Annotated in this window: 20 protein-coding genes and 1 riboswitch; of the genes, 17 read left to right on the plus strand and 3 right to left on the minus strand. The window is 66.3% G+C overall.

What is annotated here, in order from left to right; all coding sequences use genetic code 11:
• The first annotated feature begins 14 nt into the window (after positions 1–14).
• The 15 genes from AC07OK_RS23905 (at position 15) to AC07OK_RS23975 (ending at position 15,158) form a co-directional block, all read left to right on the plus strand.
• Positions 15–1,163, plus strand: a complete 1,149-nt coding sequence (locus AC07OK_RS23905) for a WG repeat-containing protein (RefSeq protein ID WP_494692626.1) — start codon at positions 15–17, stop codon at positions 1,161–1,163.
• Positions 1,164–1,282: 119 nt separating this feature from the next.
• Positions 1,283–1,624 carry a hypothetical protein gene (locus AC07OK_RS23910; protein ID WP_494692627.1) on the plus strand — a complete coding sequence of 114 codons (342 nt, stop codon included), beginning with the start codon at positions 1,283–1,285 and terminating at the stop codon, positions 1,622–1,624.
• A gap of 26 nt (positions 1,625–1,650) precedes the next feature.
• A complete protein-coding gene (locus tag AC07OK_RS23915) occupies positions 1,651–2,244 on the plus strand; it encodes a PAN domain-containing protein (RefSeq protein ID WP_494692628.1) in 594 nt (197 codons plus the stop codon).
• Positions 2,245–2,260: 16 nt separating this feature from the next.
• Positions 2,261–2,803: a hypothetical protein gene (locus tag AC07OK_RS23920; protein WP_494692629.1), complete on the plus strand. Its 543-nt coding sequence runs from the start codon at positions 2,261–2,263 to the stop codon at positions 2,801–2,803.
• A gap of 95 nt (positions 2,804–2,898) precedes the next feature.
• Positions 2,899–3,002, plus strand: a riboswitch (TPP riboswitch).
• 66 nt (positions 3,003–3,068) lie between these two features.
• Positions 3,069–4,985 (plus strand): phosphomethylpyrimidine synthase ThiC, encoded by a 1,917-nt coding sequence (gene thiC, locus AC07OK_RS23925; RefSeq protein ID WP_494692630.1) that lies wholly within the window; start codon positions 3,069–3,071, stop codon positions 4,983–4,985.
• Positions 4,986–4,992: 7 nt separating this feature from the next.
• Complete coding sequence (thiS, locus tag AC07OK_RS23930; protein ID WP_494692631.1) at positions 4,993–5,196, plus strand: sulfur carrier protein ThiS; 204 nt, start codon at positions 4,993–4,995, stop codon at positions 5,194–5,196.
• Between the two features lie 23 nt (positions 5,197–5,219).
• On the plus strand, positions 5,220–6,005 hold the full coding sequence (locus AC07OK_RS23935) for a thiazole synthase (RefSeq protein WP_494692632.1): 786 nt from the start codon (positions 5,220–5,222) through the stop codon (positions 6,003–6,005).
• Positions 6,002–6,874: a bifunctional hydroxymethylpyrimidine kinase/phosphomethylpyrimidine kinase gene (gene thiD, locus AC07OK_RS23940; RefSeq protein WP_494692633.1), complete on the plus strand. Its 873-nt coding sequence runs from the start codon at positions 6,002–6,004 to the stop codon at positions 6,872–6,874. The genes AC07OK_RS23935 and thiD overlap by 4 nt, the downstream gene beginning before the upstream one ends.
• Before the next feature lie 9 nt (positions 6,875–6,883).
• Positions 6,884–7,528, plus strand: coding sequence for a thiamine phosphate synthase (gene thiE, locus AC07OK_RS23945; RefSeq protein WP_494692634.1), 645 nt, complete (start codon positions 6,884–6,886; stop codon positions 7,526–7,528).
• 70 nt (positions 7,529–7,598) lie between these two features.
• Positions 7,599–8,228 carry an ANTAR domain-containing response regulator gene (locus AC07OK_RS23950; RefSeq protein WP_217945042.1) on the plus strand — a complete coding sequence of 210 codons (630 nt, stop codon included), beginning with the start codon at positions 7,599–7,601 and terminating at the stop codon, positions 8,226–8,228.
• A 254-nt stretch (positions 8,229–8,482) separates the two neighbouring features.
• On the plus strand, positions 8,483–8,938 hold the full coding sequence (locus AC07OK_RS23955; RefSeq protein ID WP_494692635.1) for a response regulator: 456 nt from the start codon (positions 8,483–8,485) through the stop codon (positions 8,936–8,938).
• A 99-nt stretch (positions 8,939–9,037) separates the two neighbouring features.
• Positions 9,038–10,144: an S-(hydroxymethyl)glutathione dehydrogenase/class III alcohol dehydrogenase gene (locus tag AC07OK_RS23960; protein WP_494692636.1), complete on the plus strand. Its 1,107-nt coding sequence runs from the start codon at positions 9,038–9,040 to the stop codon at positions 10,142–10,144.
• Between the two features lie 128 nt (positions 10,145–10,272).
• Positions 10,273–10,455 carry a hypothetical protein gene (locus AC07OK_RS23965; protein ID WP_494692637.1) on the plus strand — a complete coding sequence of 61 codons (183 nt, stop codon included), beginning with the start codon at positions 10,273–10,275 and terminating at the stop codon, positions 10,453–10,455.
• A 133-nt stretch (positions 10,456–10,588) separates the two neighbouring features.
• Positions 10,589–12,751, plus strand: a complete 2,163-nt coding sequence (locus AC07OK_RS23970; protein ID WP_494692638.1) for a M56 family metallopeptidase — start codon at positions 10,589–10,591, stop codon at positions 12,749–12,751.
• Positions 12,752–12,854: 103 nt separating this feature from the next.
• Complete coding sequence (locus tag AC07OK_RS23975; RefSeq protein ID WP_494692639.1) at positions 12,855–15,158, plus strand: UvrD-helicase domain-containing protein; 2,304 nt, start codon at positions 12,855–12,857, stop codon at positions 15,156–15,158.
• Positions 15,159–15,207: 49 nt separating this feature from the next.
• Here the strand turns inward: AC07OK_RS23975 and AC07OK_RS23980 are convergent, their stop codons facing one another.
• The 3 genes from AC07OK_RS23980 to AC07OK_RS23990 form a co-directional block, all read right to left on the minus strand.
• Positions 15,208–15,981, minus strand: a complete 774-nt coding sequence (locus tag AC07OK_RS23980) for a BPSS1780 family membrane protein (RefSeq protein WP_494692640.1) — start codon at positions 15,979–15,981, stop codon at positions 15,208–15,210.
• Entirely contained in the window at positions 15,978–16,937 is a 960-nt protein-coding gene (locus tag AC07OK_RS23985; protein WP_494692641.1) for a homoserine kinase, read from the minus strand. The genes AC07OK_RS23980 and AC07OK_RS23985 overlap by 4 nt, the downstream gene beginning before the upstream one ends.
• An 82-nt stretch (positions 16,938–17,019) precedes the next feature.
• On the minus strand, positions 17,020–17,424 hold the full coding sequence (locus AC07OK_RS23990; RefSeq protein WP_494692642.1) for a hypothetical protein: 405 nt from the start codon (positions 17,422–17,424) through the stop codon (positions 17,020–17,022).
• Positions 17,425–17,671: 247 nt separating this feature from the next.
• Between AC07OK_RS23990 and polA the strand changes: the two genes are divergently transcribed.
• Positions 17,672–20,443, plus strand: coding sequence for a DNA polymerase I (gene polA / locus AC07OK_RS23995; protein WP_494692643.1), 2,772 nt, complete (start codon positions 17,672–17,674; stop codon positions 20,441–20,443).
• Between the two features lie 36 nt (positions 20,444–20,479).
• Positions 20,480–21,364: a dienelactone hydrolase family protein gene (locus AC07OK_RS24000; protein WP_494692644.1), complete on the plus strand. Its 885-nt coding sequence runs from the start codon at positions 20,480–20,482 to the stop codon at positions 21,362–21,364.
• The last annotated feature ends 92 nt before the right edge of the window (positions 21,365–21,456 follow it).

A 21,456-nucleotide genomic window follows, 5' to 3' on the forward strand; every position in this document is an offset into this window, starting at 1 on the left:
CCGGCCTGTTCGCCGTGCGCCTCTTCTCGTTCGGCTGCTTGTGCGCGCTGTGCTGGTGCGCGCCGGCCGGCGCGCAACCGGGGTTTTCGGTGCGGCCCGAAGCGATCGAAGCGCTGCAATTGACCGTGACGCGGCAGGACAGCGCCAGCGCCGCGGAAACCGAGCAAGTCTATTTTCTACGGCGCGCGGCCGACGCCGTCGTGTTGCCGTCCGAGCCAGGCGCCGTGCTGGCCGGGCTGGTCGGCGGCGCGCAGCCTGCGTTCGGCGTGCGGCGCTGCGATGCCGATTCGGCCGGCGCCGCGCAGACGCCGCTGTATCTGGCGGTCGAGTTGCGCATCTGGATCGCGGACCAGCCGCCGCTGAGGCTGCGCTCGGACAGTCGCTGCGCCTTCATGCTGCCGTGGCAGGTGACGGACGGCGGCCGCCTGGCGGCGTTGGACCAGCGCGCTGACGGCCTGGCGTTGATGCGCTTGATCCAGGGCTGGTGCGGCGCCTGTCTGCCGGAGTGGCGGCAGGCGGCGCCGGACGTGCCAGCGGCGCCGCACGGCGAGTTCGAAGCGCATTACGAGGCCTTGCTGGCCGCATGGCGGCAACTGGGCCGCCGGCTCGGCGCCACCGACATCAAGCTCGCCACGCTGCCGTTGACCGACGCGCTAGACTGGATGGACCATGACCGCTTCGAGCGTACGCTGCGCGCCACGGCAAAGGGCGGGAAGGGCACGCGCGCCGTGCTGGCGGCGGACCTGCTGCGCACCTTGCAGGTGGCGCGCTGGGGTTATGTCGATCGGCAGGGACGGTTGAAACTGCCGCGCCGCTTCGAGCGAGCCACGCCGTTTGCGGCGGGGCAGGCGATGGTGCGCGTCGACGGCGGCTGGCAGCAGATCGACCGGCTCGGCCAGCGCGTGGTGGCGCCGCCGTCCGGCGGGCCGCCGGCGCCGCCGTCCGCGTCCAGCGCGTCGGCCGTATCCCCCGGGGGCGCCGCCGCTTCCGTCACCTGCGGCGGCGGGCAGCGCGTCAGCGCCGTGCGTCCCTACGCCGATGGCCTGGCGGCCGCCCGCTGCGGCGTGCTGTGGGGCTATCTCGACCGCGACGGACGGTTCGTCATTCCACCTCGTTACATGGAGGCCGGCGACTTCGCCGACGGCCTGGCGCCGGTGCGGTGACGCGCCTGACCGGCCTCTTCATAGTATTTCTCAATGGCACTGATTATTGTCAACTGATAAGAAATTGTGGGCGTTAAGCAGGCATCCCCCGTCGAAGCACCCACCCAAAGGAGTCCAGCATGAAACTGCAACTTGCCCTGTGTCTGTTCGTGGCCGCCAGCGCCGCGCCCATGGTTCAAGCGGTCGAGCCCGTCTCGTTGTACCAGGGCTTGATCTCGTTCCGCGACGGCCCCGACCCGGCCGGCAAGACCGCGGTGTACTGGGCCACCAGCCAGGCCCTGCACACGATCAACGGCCCGCGCACCGCCGCCCTCAAATTCGGCGCCAACTGGGTGGCGGAAATCCGCTGGTGCGGCGACCGCAACGGCCGGCCGCTGCCGGGCGAATGCTCGGACATTTATTACAATTTCCGGCATGGCGTCGACATCACGGAAACCACCGTCAGCCTGCTGCATCCCTAACCCACCCACCATGCCCGGAGACTGTGATGAAAAAGCCGCTATCGATGTTGGCCGCGCTGCTGGTGCTGCCTTGCCTGTGCGCCGCCCAAGGTGCCGAACCGTGGGGGGTGTGGGCCAACCGCATGAATCCCAACCTGCCGTGGAGTGATCCCTGCAATATCCAGTACGTGATCTCGCCCAGCCCGGCGCGCTATGATCGCCAGCCCGAGTACGTGCGGGTGCGCGTCGCCGCCAATCATCACGACGCCGACCAGTTTCAGCGTCTGTTCAGCCCCTTCTTTGACGATATGCCGGACAAGGTGGTCAAGCTGGGGCGCTGTCATGGCGGGGGCGTGGGTACGGATGGGGGGCCGGGCGGTGGTGGTGGCGGCGGCTCGATCCAGAACTTGCAGTCCGGGGTTAACCGTTACGGCGGCGACTACAACGATGCCTGGAGCGAGCCCGGCGGCGGTGACGCCGGCAGCTGCGCCGCGCGCTGCGAACAGGATGCCCAGTGCCGCAGTTTCAGCTGGGTCAGGCCGGGCGTGCAGGGACGGGTCTCGCGCTGCTGGTTGAAACGCACGGTGCCACAAGCGAGCAATAACGACTGCTGCGTTTCCGGCGTCAAATCGTCCGACTGAGCGCGAGGGGAATATCATGAACTTCGTCGTCGCGCCCCGTTCGCTGGCGGGCTTGAAACGCCTGGCCGCGTTGATCCTGGCAGCTTGTTTCTTCCTGCCGCTGTATAGCTGCAGCACGCAGGGCAAGCCGCCCGGCGTGGCGCGTGCGGCGTCCGCGCCGGCCGCCGCGGCGCTGGCGACGGTCCGGGCCCCGGCCCCGGCCGCCGTTGCGCCGCCCACCGGATCGCCGGCGCCTCCGACGCTGCCCGGGCGGCTGGAATTTAGCCCTTACGAGGCGTTTTCCTGGGGCGATCCCTACAGCCTGGCCGGCTTGCTCGTGTTCTTCTGGCCGGCCGTGCTGCAACTGGCCGTGGCGGCGGCGCCTGCGGCGGGCGTCCGCGCGGCGCGGGCCGAGCCCTTGCTGTGTCTGGGCAGCGCGGCCGCCTTGGCCTGGCTGTTGTGGCGCGCGCATTTCCTGCCGGGTTATCAGCTGGAAGTGGGCATGCCGCTGGCGGCGCTGGCGTTGTTGCTCTACGCCGTGCCGCGCTTGGCGCGCGGCGCCCCGCCCGCATCCGGCTAGCCCGCGTGGCTTTATATCGGGTATGGCGGTTTTTTTTGCGCGGACATTGTCCGCGCGGCGCGGCGCGGCGTATAATCAGCCCGCTGCCGCAAGGCGGCACACGCTAGGGGTCCTGCGCATCATTGCGATGCGCGGGTGAGAAATACCCTCCGAACCTGATCTGGATAATGCCAGCGAAGGGAAGCTTAGGACAATGCCGCCACACCCTGTGGACCGGCGCCGTCCAACCTCCTTTGCTGGCTCCTGTAGCTAACCAAGGAGCCAAATGAACGCCAACCTTAAATTCCTCTCCGCCACCGCCACGGTGGACGAGGCAGCCATCAAGCCCTTACCGAATTCCCGCAAAGTCTACGTCGAAGGCAGCCGTCCCGACATCCGCGTGCCGATGCGCCAAATCACCCAGTCCGACACGCCGGCGTCCTTTGGCTTCGAAGCCAATCCGGCTATCTACGTCTACGACACCTCCGGCCCGTACACCGACCCGGACGCGGTGATCGACATCCGCTCCGGCCTGGCCGCGACGCCGCGCCTGCCGTGGATACTGGAGCGCGACGACACCGAGGAGCTGGACGGTCCGACCTCCGAATACGGCCAGGCCCGCCTGGCGGACCCGGCGCTGGCCGAGCTGCGCTTCAACCTGCACCGCAAGCCGCGCCGCGCCCAGGCTGGCAAGAACGTCACGCAGATGCACTACGCGCGCCAGGGCATCGTCACGCCCGAGATGGAGTTCGTCGCCATCCGCGAGAACCTGCGCCGCCAGGAGTACATGGAAGACCTGAAGAACTCCGGCCCGATGGGCCAGCGCCTGGCCGACCTGATGGGCCGCCAGCATCCTGGCCAGTCGTTCGGCGCCAGCATCCCGGCCACCATCACGCCCGAATTCGTGCGCGAGGAAATCGCCCGTGGTCGCGCCATCATCCCGGCCAACATCAACCACCCGGAAATCGAACCGATGATCATCGGCCGCAATTTCCTGGTCAAAATTAACGCCAACATCGGCAACTCCGCCGTCACCTCGTCGATCGGCGAGGAAGTCGAGAAGATGACCTGGGCCATCCGCTGGGGCGGCGACAACGTCATGGACCTGTCGACCGGCAAGCACATCCACGAAACCCGCGAATGGATCATCCGCAACAGCCCGGTCCCGATCGGCACCGTGCCGATCTACCAGGCGCTGGAGAAGGTCAACGGCAAGGCCGAGGACCTGACCTGGGAGATCTTCCGCGACACGCTGATCGAGCAGGCCGAGCAGGGCGTCGACTACTTCACCATCCACGCCGGCGTGCTGCTGCGCTACGTGCCGATGACGGCCAAGCGCCTGACCGGCATCGTTTCGCGCGGCGGCTCGATCATGGCCAAGTGGTGCCTGGCGCACCATAAGGAATCGTTCCTGTACACGCACTTCGAAGAGATCTGCGCAATCATGAAGGCCTACGACGTCTCGTTCTCCTTGGGCGACGGCTTGCGTCCCGGCTCGATCTACGACGCCAACGACGAAGCCCAGCTGGGCGAGCTGAAGACGCTGGGCGAGCTGACCCAGATCGCCTGGAAGCACGACGTGCAGGTGATGATCGAAGGCCCGGGCCACGTGCCGATGCAGCTGATCAAGGAAAACATGGACCTGCAACTGGAACAGTGCCACGAAGCGCCGTTCTACACCTTGGGCCCGTTGACCACCGACATCGCGCCCGGCTACGACCACATCACCTCCGGCATCGGCGCCGCGCAGATCGGCTGGTACGGCACCGCCATGCTGTGCTACGTCACGCCCAAGGAGCATCTGGGCCTGCCCGACAAGAACGACGTCAAGGACGGCATCATCACCTACAAGATCGCCGCCCACGCGGCCGACCTGGCCAAGGGCCATCCGGGCGCGCAGATCCGCGACAACGCGCTGTCGAAGGCGCGCTTCGAATTCCGCTGGGACGACCAGTTCAACATCGGCCTCGATCCGGACAAGGCGCGCGAATTCCACGACGAGACCCTGCCCAAGGATTCGGCCAAGGTGGCGCACTTCTGTTCGATGTGCGGCCCGCATTTCTGCTCGATGAAGATCACCCAGGAAGTGCGCGAATACGCCAAGGCCAACGGCGTGTCGGACGGCGCGGCGCTGCAGCAGGGCATGCAGGTCAAGGCGGTGGAGTTCATCAAGAACGGCGCCGAGCTGTATCGCAAGCTGTGAGGCCGGCATGATCGACATCGAATTGAACGGCGCCCCCCACCAGGTGCCGTCGCGGCAGACGCTAGCTCAGTTGATCGATGCGCTGTCGCTGAGCGGGCAGGCGCTGGCGCTGGCGGTCAACCGCGCCGTGGTGCCGCGCCAGCAGTGGCCGCAGCGCGAGCTGCAGCCGCAGGACCAGGTCGACATCGTGCGCGCCATCGGCGGCGGCTAATTTTAATGGGATAAGGAAGCATCATGGACAATCAAGACGTGCTCACCATCGCAGGCAAGCGCTACAAATCGCGGCTGCTGGTCGGCAGCGGCAAGTACAAGGACCTGCCGCAAACCCGCGAGGCGACCGACGCCGCCGAAGCGGAAATCATCACCGTGGCGATCCGCCGCGTCAACATCGGCCAGGACCCGAAGGCGCCCAGCCTGCTGGACGTGTTGCCGCCGTCGCAGTACACCATCCTGCCCAACACGGCCGGCTGCTACACCGCCAAGGACGCGGTCTACACGCTGCAAATGGCGCGTGAACTGCTCAACGGCCACAAGCTGGTCAAGCTGGAAGTGCTGGGCGACGAGAAGACGCTGTTCCCCCACATGCCGGAAACCCTGATCGCCGCCGAGGCGCTGGTCAGGGACGGCTTCGACGTCATGGTCTACTGCAGCGACGATCCGATCCAGGCCAAGCTGCTGGAGGACATCGGCTGCGTGGCGGTGATGCCGCTGGCCTCGCTGATCGGCTCGGGCATGGGCATCCTCAACCCGTGGAACCTGTCGCTGATCATCGAGCAGGCCAAGGTGCCGGTGCTGGTCGACGCCGGCGTCGGCACGGCCTCGGACGCCGCCATCGCCATGGAGCTGGGCTGCGACGGCGTGCTGATGAACACGGCCATCGCCGGCGCGCGCGATCCGGTGCGCATGGCGCGCGCCATGAAGCTGGCCGTGCAGGCCGGCCGCGAGGCTTACCTGGCCGGCCGCATCGCCCGCAAGTTCGCCGCCTCGCCGTCGTCGCCGATGGCGGGCCGGCTGGCATGAGCGAGCGTCTGTCCTCGCAAGTGGCGGCGCAGCTGATGGCGCAACTGGTGGCGCGGCCGTGCGTGCTGGTGTTCGCCGGACTCGATCCGTCCGGCGGCGCCGGCATCGCCGCCGACCTGCAGGCGGTGGCCGGGCAGGGCGCGCACGCGCTCACCGTGGCCACCGCGCTGACGGTGCAGGACAACGACCGCGTCTACGGCGTGCAGCCGGTCGACGGCGCCATGGTGCTGCGCCAGGCGCGGGCGCTGGTCGACAAGGTGACGGTGCGCGCGGTGAAGATCGGCATCCCCGGCAGCGCCGCCAACGCGCTGGCGATCGCCGAGATCATCGCCCGCCTGCGCGCGCGCCAGCCGGAGCTGCCGGTGGTGCTGGACCCGGTGCTGGCCAGCGGCCACGGCGACCTGCTGTCGCGCGACGACGCGGTGCACGCGCTGGCGCCGCTGCTGCCGCTGGTGACGGTGATCACCCCCAACGGCCCGGAAGCGCTGGCGCTGACCGGCGCCGCCGAGCCGTCCGCGCAGGCGCAGGCCTTGCGCGCGCGCGGCTGCCGCCATGTGCTGATCACCGGCGGCCATGATGGTGGCGACGAAGTGGTCAACCGCTGGTTCGGCCCCGGCGCCACGCCGGCGCCACGCCTGTCCGACAGCGAGCCGCCGCAAGAGGCGCGCCACTGGAACTGGCCGCGCCTGGCCGGCGAATTCCACGGCAGCGGCTGCACGCTGGCGTCGGCCATCGCCGGTCAGCTGGCATTGGGCATGTCGATGGAACGCGCGCTGGAACTGGCGCAACAGTATTGCTATCGCGCGCTGCGCGGCGCCTACACGGTGGCCGCCGGACAGCGCATCCCGCAGCGCCTACCTTTGATTTGAGAGCACACCATGCAAGGACTTTATTTGGTTACCCCCAACTGGGACGACACCAGCCGGATGCTGGCGCTGAGCGAACAGGCGCTGGCCGCCGCCCAAGGCGCGCGGCCGGGCGTGGCGATGCTGCAGTACCGCCACAAGGAAGCCGGCCCGCAACAGCGGCTGGATCAAGCCGGCGCCTTGCTGGCGTTGTGCCGGCGCTACGGCGTGCCCTTCATCGTCAATGATTACGTCGAGCTGTGCGAGCAGCTCGGCGCCGACGGCGTCCACCTCGGCGGCACCGATGCCGACGTGGCGCAGGTGCGCGCCCGGCTGGGGGCGGACAAGATCATCGGCGCCTCCTGCTATGGCGACCTGCCGCGCGCGCTGGCGGCGCAGGCGGCCGGCGCCAGCTACGTGGCCTTCGGCGGCTTCTACCCGTCGCGCGTGAAGCAATACGCAGTCACTACCAAGATGGAGATCCTCGACCAGGCGCGCGCGGTGATCGCGGTGCCGACCGTGGTGATCGGCGGCATGACGCCGGACAACGCCGCGCCGCTGGCCGCGCGCGGCGCCTCCATGGTGGCGGCCATCAGCAGCGTCTACCAGGCCGACGATGTGGCCGCCGCCGTGGCCGCGTTCCTGCGGCTTTACGCCGACAAAAATACGGGCCGATAAAAGGCTGGCATGACGGGCGGTTTTCCGCCTTATAATTGGCGGGTTAGCTTAAGCCTAAGGTTGCCGCCACATGAATGTCCCTTCCAGCCCGAAGCGTCTGATTCTGATCGTCGACGATGACCCACTGCTGCTCGATTTCCTGGGCGAGGTGCTGGGCCACGCCGGCTACGACATCCTCAAGGCCTCGTCGGCCGAACAGGCGCTGGAGCAGATCGCCCAGCGCGAACCGGACCTGGCCCTGCTCGACATCCACATGCCCGGCATGAACGGGCTGGAGCTGGCCAAGCAATTGCACGCCACCAGCTCGGTGCCCTTCATGTTCCTGTCCGGCCGCGGCGACGCCGACGCCGGCAAGCAGGCCGCCTCGTATGGCGCGGTCGGCTTCCTGGTCAAGCCAGTCGACGAAAAACACCTGATGCCGGCCTTTGCCGCCGGCCTGGCGCGTGCCGACGAAATCCGTCAGCTGCGCCGCACCGAGCTCAATCTGAACGCCGCGCTGGCCGCCGGCCGCGAGACCAGCCTGGCCGTCGGCCTGCTGATGTGCAAGTTCCAGACCGACCGCAACACCGCCTTCGAAGTGCTGCGCGACCATGCCCGCTCCAACCGCCGCAAGGTCAACGAGGTGGCCGACCAGCTGCTGGCCGCCGAGGAAACCTTGAACAGCTTGCACGTGGCCTTCAACCAGCGTCTGAAAAAGTAAACGCCGGCGTTTTTTTTGCGGTATTTTCTTGCTTTGCGGTACTCATCATGTAGACTGTGTCTATGAGCAGCAGGCCTGTCCTGCTCGCTTTGTAGTGCGGCGGGTCCTCCAACCTGCGCCTGCCGCCTCCCCAGCCGCCTGTTCCCTGCGGCCGTCCGTATCCCTTCGGCCCAACTCCGCCGACCCCTGCGTCGTCCTGCCAGCCCCGTGCTGCCGGCGCCGCGATCCCTTGGTTTTTGTGTGCGGAGACACTTATGACGAACGAATATTCCCAGGACAACTATCGGCCGTTCAGCGAGCAGGACGGCGGCGCCGCGATCGGCTTTTCGATTTTCGCGGAAGCGCCCCGTGTGCTGCATATCGACAAGGACTTCGACGCGGCGCTGGTGCTGTCCACGCTGCTGGTGCCGGAGACCCGGGTCACCCACGCCTCCACCCTGGCCGATGCGCTGGACCTGCTGCGACACCAGCAGTTCGCGCTGGTGGTGATGGACCCCGACCTGCCCGACGGCGACGGCGCCAACCTGCTGCCGCTGCTGTACCAGCTCCAGAGCGACGCCCGCGTGCTGGTGTATTCGGCGCGCCATCCCGAGCGCCACACGGCCGGCAGCGCCTTCCTGCCCAAGCCGTGGACCTCGCCGCGCCAGCTGTGGCGCACCGTGTCCGACCTGCTGGGCATCGGTTCGGCGATGCCGGTCGAACCGCAGTAGTCGCACGCGCCACAGATCGTCCCCGGCTTGCTATCATGGCGGACCACCGGAACGGCCCCCCGTTCCGGTGCCCCGAACAACGCAGCCACAGGACGAACAATGAAAACCAAAGCAGCTATTGCATGGCAGGCGGGCAAACCGCTGACGATCGAGGAAGTGGAACTGGGCGGCCCGCGCGAAGGCGAGGTGCTGGTCGAGATCAAGGCCACCGGCATCTGCCACACCGACTACTACACCTTGTCCGGCGCCGATCCGGAAGGCATCTTCCCGGCCATCCTCGGCCATGAGGGCGCCGGCGTGGTGGTCGACGTCGGCCCCGGCGTCAAGTCGCTCAGGAAGGACGACCACGTCATCCCGCTGTACACGCCGGAATGCCGCCAGTGCAAGTTCTGCCTGTCGCAGAAGACCAATCTGTGCCAGTCGATCCGGGCTACCCAGGGCCGCGGCCTGATGCCGGACGCCACCAGCCGCTTCTCCATAGCCGGCAAGCCGATCTACCACTACATGGGCACCTCGACCTTCTCCAACTACATCGTGGTGCCGGAGATCGCGCTGGCCAAGATCCGCGAAGACGCGCCGTTCGACAAGGTGTGCTACATCGGTTGCGGCGTCACCACCGGCGTCGGCGCGGTGCTGTTCACGGCCAAGGTCGAGGCGGGCGCGAATGTGGTGGTGTTCGGCCTGGGCGGCATCGGCCTGAACGTGATCCAGGCGGCCAAGATGGTGGGTGCCGACAAGATCATCGGGGTCGACATCAACCCGGCGCGCCAGGAAATGGCGCGCAAGTTCGGCATGACCCACTTCATCAATCCGAAGGAAGTGGAGAACGTGGTCGACGCCATCGTCCAGCTGACCGACGGCGGCGCCGACTACAGCTTCGAGTGCATCGGCAACACCACCACCATGCGCCAGGCGCTGGAGTGCTGCCACAAGGGCTGGGGCCAGTCCATCATCATCGGCGTGGCGGCGGCGGGGCAGGAGATCTCCACCCGTCCGTTCCAGTTGGTCACGGGGCGGGTGTGGAAGGGTTCCGCTTTCGGCGGCGCGCGCGGCCGCACCGACGTGCCGAAGATCGTCGACTGGTATATGGAAGGCAAGCTCAATATCGACGACCTGATCACCCATCGCCTGCCGCTGGAACGCATCAACGAAGGTTTCGATCTGATGAAAAGCGGTGAATCGATCCGCTCCGTCGTGATCTATTGACGCCTGTCGCGGCGGAATGCAGCTGGCTCCGGTCAAGCTGCATTCCGTCGCAATCCGCGCGCGTTCGGCGGCGTGTTTGTCTACAGTGGAGTCATGGAAGCAAGGCCCACCACTGAAGGAGAAACATCATGAACGTACTGAAAAACATGGAAATCATCTTCGTCGCCAGCGCAGTCATCCTGTGCGCCACCGGCTACGCCAGCGCCCAGGTGCGCGCCACCCCGGCCATCGACGCCGGCTCGATCAAGATGGTGGTGGTGGATGGCGTCAAGATGCCAGTCGTCACCATCAGCGCCAAACGCGCCCACTAAAACCCGCTAGCATGCATGTAGAAAAAAAGTTCTAGACATCGTCATCTAGATAATTTATTCTACATCCATCAACTGGGGAGTGCGGAATGGAAGCGATACGCGATCAAAAGATTTCACGGCAGGCAGGACGCGCATGAACGGCGTCCTGGCCGCCCTGGTGCCCGCCGTCGGCTGGGCGCTGCTGCACTTCATCTGGCAAGGCCTGTTGATCGGCTGGGCCGTCGCGCTGGCGATGCATGCGCTGCGCGGCGCCCGTCCGCAGACCCGCTACGCCGTGGCCTGCGCCGGCATGTTGTTGTGCGCGGCGCTGCCGCTGGCCGGCATCCTGGCCCAGCTGGCCGATGCCGACCACGGCGCCGGTTCCTTCACCCTGTTGAGCGTGCTGGCCGGGCAGGGCGCCGGCGTGGCGGACGCAGCAGGCCAGGCCGCCGCCGCCGCGCCCGGCCTGCTGGGCGACGGCGCCTTCTCCTCGTTTGAAGCGGTGCTGCGGCGCCAGTTGCCGTGGGTGGTCGGCCTGTGGCTGGCCGGCGCGGCGCTGATGTCGCTGCGCCTGGCGCTGGGCCTGAAGTGGGTGGCCGAGCGCACCCGCGCCGGCGAATACACCGTCAATCATTACTGGCAGCGGCGCCTGTCCGAGCTGGCGCGCCGCTTCGACATCGAACGTCATGTGCGGCTGGGCGTGGCCGATCTACTGGACAGTCCGATCACGGCCGGCTGCTGGCGGCCCATCGTGTTGGTGCCGACGGCGTTGGTCAGCGGCATGCCGCCCGATCTGCTGGAAGCCCTGCTGGCGCACGAGCTGGCGCACATCAAGCGGCACGACTACCTGGTCAACCTGATTCAAAGCGCGATTGAGATCGTGCTGTTCTATCACCCTAGTGTTTGGGCGCTGTCACGCAGGATACGGATCGAGCGCGAACAAATCGCCGACGACCTCGCGGTGGACATGCTCGGCCAGCCCCAGAGGCTGGCGCAGGCCTTGTCGGAACTGGATCGGTTTCAGTTCGACACCACACAACTAGCCCACGCGGCTCACGGAGGAAATCTCATGTCTCGTATCAAACGCCTGCTGCGTCCCGATGTTGAACCGGTCAGCTGGAAAATGGCCCTACCACTGATGGGTTTGTTTGCGGCCGGTGCGGTGTTTTACGCCCAGGCCGCGCCGCCGCCGCCGGCCGTCGCCGCCGCTGCGCAGATGGACCAGGTCAGCCAGATGGCCGACGCCGCCGAAGTAGAGCCGGTACAGCCGCCTGCGCCGCCGGAACCGGCCGCTCCGGCGGCCCCCGCCGAGCCGGCTGAGCCTGCCGAGCCGGCAGCCGTCGCCGAGCTGGCAGCGCCTGCCGCTCCGGCCAAGCCGGCCAAGCCGGCCAAGCCTCCGCGCGTGTTGGCGGCTGCTCCCGCGATGCCGGCCGCTCCGGCCGCGCCAGCCGCGCCAGCTGCACTTGCCGCTCCGGCAGCACCTGCAGCACCTGCCGCACCGCCCGCTCCCCCTGCGCCGCCAGCCTGGGTGCAAAACGACCACTTGGAGCGCGCCAGCTTCTCCAGCCGCGACGGCCAGCGTTCCGGCTATGCGCTGGTACACGCCAACAAGGAAGGGATGACGGTCTCGGCCACGCGACAGGACCTGTCCAAGATCGAGAATGCGCGGCGCGCCGTCAAGGGCGACTTCATCTGGTTCCGCGACGGCGACAAGGCCTACCTGATCCAGGACCCGGCGGCCATCGCCAAGGCCGACGAAGCCTGGGTCGCGGTCAACCGCATCGGCGAAAAGATGGATGCGCAAGGCAAGAAAATGGATGCGCAAGGCAAAGTCATGGACGCGCTGGGCCGGCAGATGGAGAAACTGGGCCGCGATACCGAAGGCAGCTTCCAGCTGGACATGGACCGCCAGCAGCGCCTGATCGAACGGATCACGCGCCAGCAGGAAGCGCTGGGCCGCCGCATCGAGCAGGCTGCGCGTGAAATGGGCGACGACCCGACCCCGGAAAAGCTGCGCCGCTTCCACGAACGCCAGGCCGCGTTACAGGCGGAGATGGTGCCGTTGCAAAGCAAGATAGCGGAATCCCAGCGCGCACTGGCGCCGCAACTGGCAAAAATCCAATCCATGCAAGCGCCGATGCAAGTGCTGAGCAAGCAGATGTCCGAAGCCGGCAAGCCGATGGCCGAGCTGGGCCAGGCCATGGGCGAGCTCGGCCGAGAGCAGGCCAAGGCCAGCCGCGAAGCCGAGCGCACCATGAAAGAGCTGATCAAGGACGCCATCAAGGCCGGCAAAGCCGTCCCCGCGCCGTCCGCATAAAATTGGGGTCTGACATTCGGACACGGGCTCTGCTGTAATATGCGTTACAGCAGAGCCCGTGTCCGAATGTCAGACTTGACCCCCGCCCCGGTATAATCACGGGATGCACAATCTTCTTCATAATCTCAACGACGAACAACTCGCCGCCGTGACCCTGCCGGCACAAAGCGCCCTGATCCTGGCGGGCGCCGGCTCCGGCAAAACCCGCGTTCTGACGACCCGCATCGCCTGGCTGATCCAGACCGGCCAGGTGTCGCCGTCCGGCCTGCTGGCGGTGACCTTCACCAACAAGGCCGCCAAGGAAATGATGACGCGCCTGTCGGCGATGTTGCCGATCAATACACGCGGCATGTGGATCGGCACCTTCCACGGCCTGTGCAACCGCCTGCTGCGCACCCATCACCGCGACGCCGCGCTGCCGCAGACTTTTCAGATCCTCGACAGCCAGGACCAGCTGTCGGCCATCAAGCGCCTGATCAAGGCCAACAACGTCGACGACGAGAAGTTTCCGCCGAAAGAGGTGATGTACTTCATCAACGGCGCCAAGGACCAGGGCCTGCGCGCCAACAAGATCGAACCCTACAACGCCGACGAGCGCAAGAAATGCGAGCTCTACCAGCTCTACGACGACCAGTGCCAGCGCGAAGGCGTGGTCGATTTCGCCGAGCTGCTGCTGCGCACCTATGAGCTGCTCAGCCGTAACCAGCCGCTGCGCGAGCACTACCAGCAGCGCTTCAAGCACATCCTGGTCGACGAGTTCCAGGACACCAATGACCTGCAATACAAGTGGCTCAAGCTGCTGGCCGGCCACGGCGAGCGCGACGGCGGCAGCGCGCTGTTCGCGGTCGGCGACGACGACCAGAGCATCTACGCCTTCCGCGGCGCCAACGTCGGCAACATGAGCGCCTTCGAGCGCGAGTTCAAGGTCCAGAACCTGATCAAGCTGGAGCAGAACTACCGCTCCCACGGCCACATCCTGGACGCCGCCAACGTGCTGATCGCCAACAACAGCAAGCGCCTGGGCAAGAACCTGCGCACCGACGCCGGCCACGGCGAGCAGGTGCGCGTGTACGAAGCGAGCTCCGACTTGGCCGAGGCGCAGTGGATCATCGAGGAAACCAAGAACCTGATCGCCGACGGCGCCGCCCGCAGTGAGATCGCGGTGCTGTACCGTTCCAACGCGCAGTCGCGCGTGATCGAGCATGCGCTGTTCTCGGCCGGCATTCCGTACCACGTGTACGGCGGCCTGCGCTACTTCCAGCGCGCCGAGGTCAAGCACGCGATCGCCTACCTGCAGCTGATGGACAATCCGCACAACGATTCTGCCTTCCTGCGGGTGGTGAACTTCCCGACCCGCGGCATCGGCCTGCGCTCGATCGAAGCCTTGCAGGCGGCCGCCGACCAGCACCGCATTTCGCTGTACGCGGCGGTGCCGTATGTGACCGGCAAGGCCGGCTCGTCGCTGGGCGGCTTCGTCAAGCTGGTCGAGGGCGCGCGCTTTGAAACGCAGCAGATGGCCTTGCCGGAACTGGTGCGCGTGGTGCTGGAGGCGTCCGGCCTGCTGGCCCACTATCAGACCGAAAAAGAAGGCGCCGACCGCATCGAGAACCTGGAGCAGATGGTCAGCGCCGCCACCCAGTTCGTCTCTGAGGAAGGTTTCGGCCAGGGCGCGCCGGCGCACTTGGGCCCGCAGGCCCAGGCCCAGGCGGGTATGCCGATCGTCAACGAAGACGGCTTCGAGATCCTCGACGCCGACGCTGCGTTGCCGACCGTGATGTCGCCGCTGTCGGCCTTCCTGTCGCACGCCTCGCTGGAGGCGGGCGACAATCAGGCCACCGCCGGCCAGCAAGCCGTGCAGATGATGACGGTGCACTCGGCCAAGGGGCTGGAGTTCAACAACGTCTTCATCACCGGGCTGGAAGAGGGCTTGTTCCCGCACGAGAGCAGCTCGCGCGAGCACGACGGAGTGGAAGAGGAACGCCGCCTGATGTATGTGGCGATCACGCGCGCGCGTCAGCGCCTGTACATGTGCTTCGCGCAGACCCGCATGCTGCACGGCCAGACCCGCTACAACATGAAGTCGCGCTTCTTCGACGAGCTGCCGGAAGAGTCGTTGAAGTGGCTGTCGCCCAAGGTGCAGTCGCACTGGTCCGGCAACAAGAAATCGGCCTGGGACCAGGCGCCGCTGGTCGGTTCGGACAACGCCATCGCGCAGAAGATCGCGCAGAAGTCGCCCGGCTCCGGCTGGCGCATCGGCGAGTCCGTCGCGCACGGCAAGTTCGGCGAGGGGGTGATCGTCAACATCGAGGGCAGCGGCAACAACGCCCGCGCGCAGATCAACTTCGGCAGCCACGGCATGAAGGTGCTGGACCTCAGCATCGCCAAGCTGGACCGGCTGGGCCGCTGAGGCGGGCGCGAGGTGTACCATAAGAAAAGGCGGCCATGGCCGCCTTTTCTTATGGTTTCGGCGGCAGCACCGGCTGCGCGCTGGCCTCCGGCGTGCCGAAGATCTGGCGGTAGCAGGCGTACAGCGTGCAATGCATCAGCACGACCATGATCAGGAAGATGGTGAAGATGGCCGTCACTTCCAGCTGCGCCGAATCGAACAGCAGCTTAGGGATGATGCCGCCGACCTGGAACATCAGGAACAGGACCACGGCCGCCGTCAGGAAGGCCTTGATGTCGCGGCACACCGCCACCACGCTGAAGAACAGCGCCTTGGCCAGCGTCATGTTTTGCCAGTAGATCAGCGGCGCGGCCAGGCAGGTCAGCATCCAGCCCAGCAGGTAGATGCCGGACGCGACGAACAGCGCGCTGCTCGACTTTTCCAGCAAGTCCTTGTCCACCGGGATCTGGCGCGCGGCCATCTGGATCAGCACGCCGTCGTCCAGCCAGCTCAGCACCGCCAGCGCGAGCAGCATCACCAGCAGGTACAACACGCCCAGGCCGAGCAAGGGTTTGCGCACCGGCTTGCGGAAGCCGCTGAACACCAGGTTCGGCAGGGCGCGCTTGTCGTGGTCGACGTCGGCGCAGGCTTGCAGCATGGCGACGGTGAACATCGGCGCCAGCAAGGTCGGCGCGATCGAGCCGAGCAGCGGCACCACCAGCGAGAACAGCGACAGGAACATGCAGCAGAAGAACAACGCCATCAGCGCGCCCGGTTGCTTGCGGAACAGCTGCAGGGCCTGCTTGACCCAGTGCCAACCGGCCTTGGCGGGGAGCTTGTTCATCCGCGCAATCCCGGCGCCGGCGTGGCGATGCGCTCGCGCAGGATGCGTTCGAAGTGGCTCGGGTCGTGCGGCGTCAGCATCTCCGCCTCGCGCGGCAGGTGGAAGTCGTACAGGCGCGACAGCCAGAAACGCAGCGCCGCCGCCCGCAGCATCGGCTGCCAGGCGGTCTGTTCGGCGTCGGTGAACGGCCGCACGGCGTGGTAGGCGTCCAGCAGGGCGCGCACGCGGGCGGTGTCGAGCACGCCGGTGTCGAGGGCGATGCACCAGTCGTTGACGGTGACGGCGACGTCGAACAGCCAGGTGTCGCAGCCGGCGAAGTAAAAGTCGAAGAAGCCGGTCAGGCGCTCGCCGTCAAACATCACGTTGTTGCGGAACAGGTCGGCGTGCACCGGGCCGCGCTGCAGTTGGTGGTAGGTGGCGCAGCCGGCAAACGCGTCCTGGAAGTGCATCTCGGCGCGCAACAGGTGGGCGCAACTGTCGTCGAGGTAGGGCAGCACTTGCGGCGTGGTCTCGTTCCACCAGTCCAGGCCGCGCAGATTGGGCTGCTGCAGCGGATAGTCGACGGCGGCCAGGTGCATGCGCGCCAGCATGGCGCCGACGGCGGCGCAATGCACCGGCTGCGGGGCCATTTGCGACTTGCCTTCCAGCTTGGTGACGATGGCCGCCGGCTTGCCGTGCAGGGCGACGATCAGCTCGCCCTGGTCGTTGGCGACCGGCGCCGGCACCAGCACGCCGCGATCGGCCAGGTGGTCCATCAGCTTGAGGTAGAACGGCAGTTGCTCGAAGGACAGCATCTCGAAGATGGTCAGGACGTAGTCGCCCGTTTCCGTCGTCAGGAAAAAATTGCTGTTCTCGATGCCGCTGGCGATGCCTTTGAGCGCCAAGGGCTGGCCGAGGGGGAATTGCTTGATCCACTGGGTAAGGTCGTTCAGGCTGACCGGGGTAAACACTGCCATGAGAAAACTTGATGAGGTTCGGTGAGCGGCGCCGCCGTCGGGACGGGCGCCGGGGGACGCCCGCGCAGGGCGGGCGCGCGCGTTATTTCACGGCAGGGGGCGCGGTGGTGTCCGTCGAGCCGTCTTCTTCCGTGGTTTTTTTCTTCTTCTTGCCGATGTCGAATTCCATCACCGTCCATTGCGGGCCGCGGTTGGCGCCCCCCATCGCATCGCCGGGTAAGGCGGTGCCGGCCGGGCGGTTCGGCTTCAGCGTGTAGGTGCTGGGGCCGCTTTTGACGGTCGCTTCCACCACTTGGCCGCTGCTGTCGCGCTTTTCGGTGATCTTGTGTTCCGGCGCGGGCTTGGCGGTCACGGTGATCGCATCGTCGGCCACTTCCTCGATCTTTTCCAGTTTTGGCGGCGCCTGGCTCGGAGTCGACTGGGCAAACGCCGTGTGGGCGCCGAGCGTCAGGAGGAGGGCAGGCACAAGAATGGAGGTGCGCGTCATGATGGATCGCCTTAGGGTGAAATACGGCAGTGAAAAACCGTCAAATTTTTATGTATGATCCATTGTAACAAACAGACACGCTTCGCTGTTTTTAAAAGCCGATTTCCCCACAGTGGCGCCGGGGTATTGTTATTTTGAAAAGACCCGGGCTGGCGGGCGAAGCGCCGGCAAAACCTGCGATAATGCGCCATTCGTTCGTGGCCTTGCCGCCATTGTTGCGCGGCGCCCTCACCCATATCTAGTGTCTATGCAAAATACCCTGCTGTTAGTTGACGGTTCCAGTTACCTCTATCGCGCCTTCCACGCGCTGCCCGACCTGCGCAGCCCGGACGGCCATCCGACCGGCGCCATGCACGGCATGGTCAATATGTTGCGCCGCCTGCGCGCCGACTACCCGGCCGCCTACATCGCCTGCGTGTTCGACGCCAAGGGCAAGACTTTCCGCGATGACATGTACCCCGAGTACAAAGCCACGCGCGCCTCGATGCCGGACGACCTGCGCCTGCAGATCGAGCCCATCCACGAGGCGGTCAAGGCCATGGGCTGGCCCATCCTGATGGTCGAAGGCGTGGAGGCGGACGACGTGATCGGCACGCTGTCGCTGCAGGCGGCGCAGGCCGGCATGAACGTGGTGGTGTCCACCGGCGACAAGGACCTGGCGCAGCTGGTCAATCCACAGGTCATGCTGATCAACACCATGACCAACGAGAAAATGGACGAGGCCGGCGTGCTGGCCAAGTTCGGCGTGCCGCCGAACCGCATCATCGACTACCTGACCCTGATCGGCGACACCGTCGACAACGTGCCGGGCGTGTCCAAGTGCGGCCCGAAGACCGCGCTCAAGTGGCTGAGCGCCTACGACTCGCTCGATGGCGTGATCGCCAACGCCGCCCAGATCGGCGGCGCGGTCGGCGAGAACCTGCGCAACGCGCTGGAATGGCTGCCCAAGGGCCGCGAACTGATCACCGTCAAGCTGGACTGCGACCTGTCGGCCCACATGGCCACCATCGCCGAATCGCTGGTGGCGCGCGGCGAAGACCAGGAAACGCTGCTGGCCTTCTTCAGCAAGTACGGCTTCAAGACCTTGCTGCGCGAGCTGGGCGGGACCACGCCGCAGGCGCCGGTGGGCAAGGCCGCCGCCGTGGCCGCCGCGCCGGCGGCCGGCGGCGCCGTCTCCGCCAACCTGGACATGTTCGGCGAAGCGCCCAAGCTCGACACCAACTACGAAACCGTGCTGACCGACGAACAGCTGGACCAGTGGATCGCCCTGATCGACGCCGCCAAGCTGACCGCGGTCGACACCGAAACCACGTCGCTCGAGCCGATGACGGCGCAGATGGTCGGCATTTCGCTGTCGGTGGAGCCGGGCGTGGCCTGCTACATCCCGGTCGCGCACGCATATCCCGGCGTGCCGCAGCAGCTGTCGCGCGAGCACGTGCTGGCCAGGCTGAAGCCGTGGCTGGAGGACGCCAGCAAACTGAAGGTCGGCCAGAACCTCAAGTACGACAGCCACATCTTCGCCAACCACGGCGTCAAGCTGCAAGGCATCGAGCACGACACGCTGCTCGAATCGTATGTGTTCGAATCGCACCGCACGCACGACATGGACAGCCTGGCGCTGCGCCACCTGAACCACACCACCATCCCGTTCGTGGACGTGTGCGGCAAGGGCGTCAACATGATCACCTTCGACAAGGTGGAGATCGCCCGCGCCACCGAGTACGCGGCGGAAGACGCCGACATCACGCTGCGCCTGCACCGGGCCATGATCGGCCAAGTCGAGAACGACGCCAAACTGAACTTCATCTACCGCAACATCGAACTGCCGACCGCCGTGGCGCTGCAAAAGATCGAACGCAACGGCGTGCACATCGACGCCGAGCTGCTCAACATCCAGTCGGCCGAGCTGGGCGCGCGCATCGTCGAGCTCGAAGCGAAGGCGCATGAACTGGCCGAGCAGCCGTTCAACCTCGGCTCGCCGAAGCAGATCGGCGAGATCTTCTTCGAGAAGCTGAAACTGCCGGTGGTGAAGAAGACCCCGAGCGGCGCGCCGTCGACCGACGAGGAAGTGCTGCAAAAGCTGGCCGAGGATTATCCGCTGCCGAAAGTGCTGCTGGAATACCGCAGCCTGTCGAAGCTGAAGTCGACCTACACCGACAAGCTGCCAAAGGGTATCAACCAGGACACCGGCCGCGTGCACACCAACTACGCGCAGGCGGTGGCGGTCACGGGCCGTCTGGCCTCCAACGATCCCAACCTGCAGAACATCCCGATCCGCACCAAGGAAGGCCGCCGCATCCGCGAAGCCTTCATCGCGCCGCCGGGCAGCCACATCGTCTCGGCCGACTATTCGCAGATCGAGCTGCGCATCATGGCCCACATCTCGGAAGACGAGAACATGCTGCGCGCGTTTGCCGAGGGCGTCGACATTCACCGCGCCACCGCCGCCGAGATCTTCGGCGTGTCGCCGGAAGACGTCAGCAGCGAGCAGCGCCGCTACGCCAAGGTCATCAACTTCGGCCTGATCTACGGCATGAGCGCCTTCGGCCTGGCCGGCAACCTGGGCATCGAGCGCGGCGCGGCGCAAAGCTATATCGACCGCTACTTCGCGCGCTTCTCGGGCGTCAAGCAGTACATGGACGACACCCGCCTGCAGGCCAAGGCGCGCGGCTATGTCGAGACCGTGTTCGGCCGCCGCCTGTGGCTGCCGGAGATCAATTCGCCGAACGGCCCGCGCCGCCAGGGCGCCGAACGCGCCGCGATCAACGCGCCGATGCAGGGCACGGCGGCCGACCTGATCAAGCTGGCCATGGTGGCTGTGCAAGATTGGCTGGAAAAGGATAAGCTGCAGACCAAGATGATCATGCAAGTGCATGATGAACTGGTGCTGGAAGTGCCGGACGCCGAACTGGCGCTGGTCAAGGAAATGCTGCCGAAGCTGATGGCCGGCGTGGCGGAGCTGAAGGTGCCGCTGACCGCCGAAGTCGGCGTGGGTAAGAACTGGGAGGAAGCACATTGAGTATGTGCTTCCGCTAACTACTATCGGAGGAATCGCATGGATGATTTGAGGCAGGATGCAGAGAGCTTGTTGACCAAAACCAGTTTGTCGGACGGCGTCGACCGCCGCGACTTCCTGAAGGTGGCGCTGGGCACCGGCTTCGCCGCCGCCGCGCTGCCGGTGGTGGCGCAGAACGTCATCAAGACCGACACCGCCGGCCTGGTCGCCGGCACCATCAACCTCTCGGTGGACGGCGTGCAAGTGCCGGTCTACCGCGCCCAGCCGGAGGGCAAGACCAAGCTGCCGGTGATACTGGTGGTGTCGGAAATCTTCGGCGTGCACGAGCACATCGCCGACGTCGCCCGCCGTTTCGCCAAGCTGGGCTACCTGGCGCTGGCGCCGGACCTGTTCGTGCGCCAGGGCGATCCGCAAAAGGCCGCCTCGATCGCCGAACTGCAACGCGACATCATCTCCAAGACCCCGGACGCGCAAGTGATGGCCGACCTCGACGCCACCGTGGCCTGGGCCAAGGCCAACGGCGGCAACGGCGACAAGATCGGCATCACCGGCTTCTGCTGGGGCGGCCGCATCACCTGGATGTACGCCGCGCACAACCCGAGCATCAAGGCCGGCGTGGCCTGGTACGGCCGCCTGATGGGCGACAGCACTCCGGTGACTCCCAGGCACCCAATTGATATCGCTGGATCTCTGACGGTGCCGGTGCTGGGCCTGTACGGCCTGAAGGACACCGGCATCACCCAGGACTCGATCGCGGCGATGAAGGCGGCGCTGGCCAAGGGGCCGAATAAGGCGGACTTTGTCGTCTATCCGAACTCCGGCCACGCCTTCCACGCCGACTACCGCGCCAGCTACGTCGAGGCCGACGCCAAGGACGGCTGGGCCCGTTTGCAAACGTGGTTCAAGCAAAACGGCGTGATCTAAGAGCTGTTTTGCCGGGTTTTTAGCCAAAGATCAGCATAAAACCGGGCCGGGCGGTAAAATGACGCCCCCGGCCCGCGCGCAGCGGCGCGGTC

It is taken from the genome of Duganella sp. GW821-FHT07G03, from assembly GCF_059418605.1.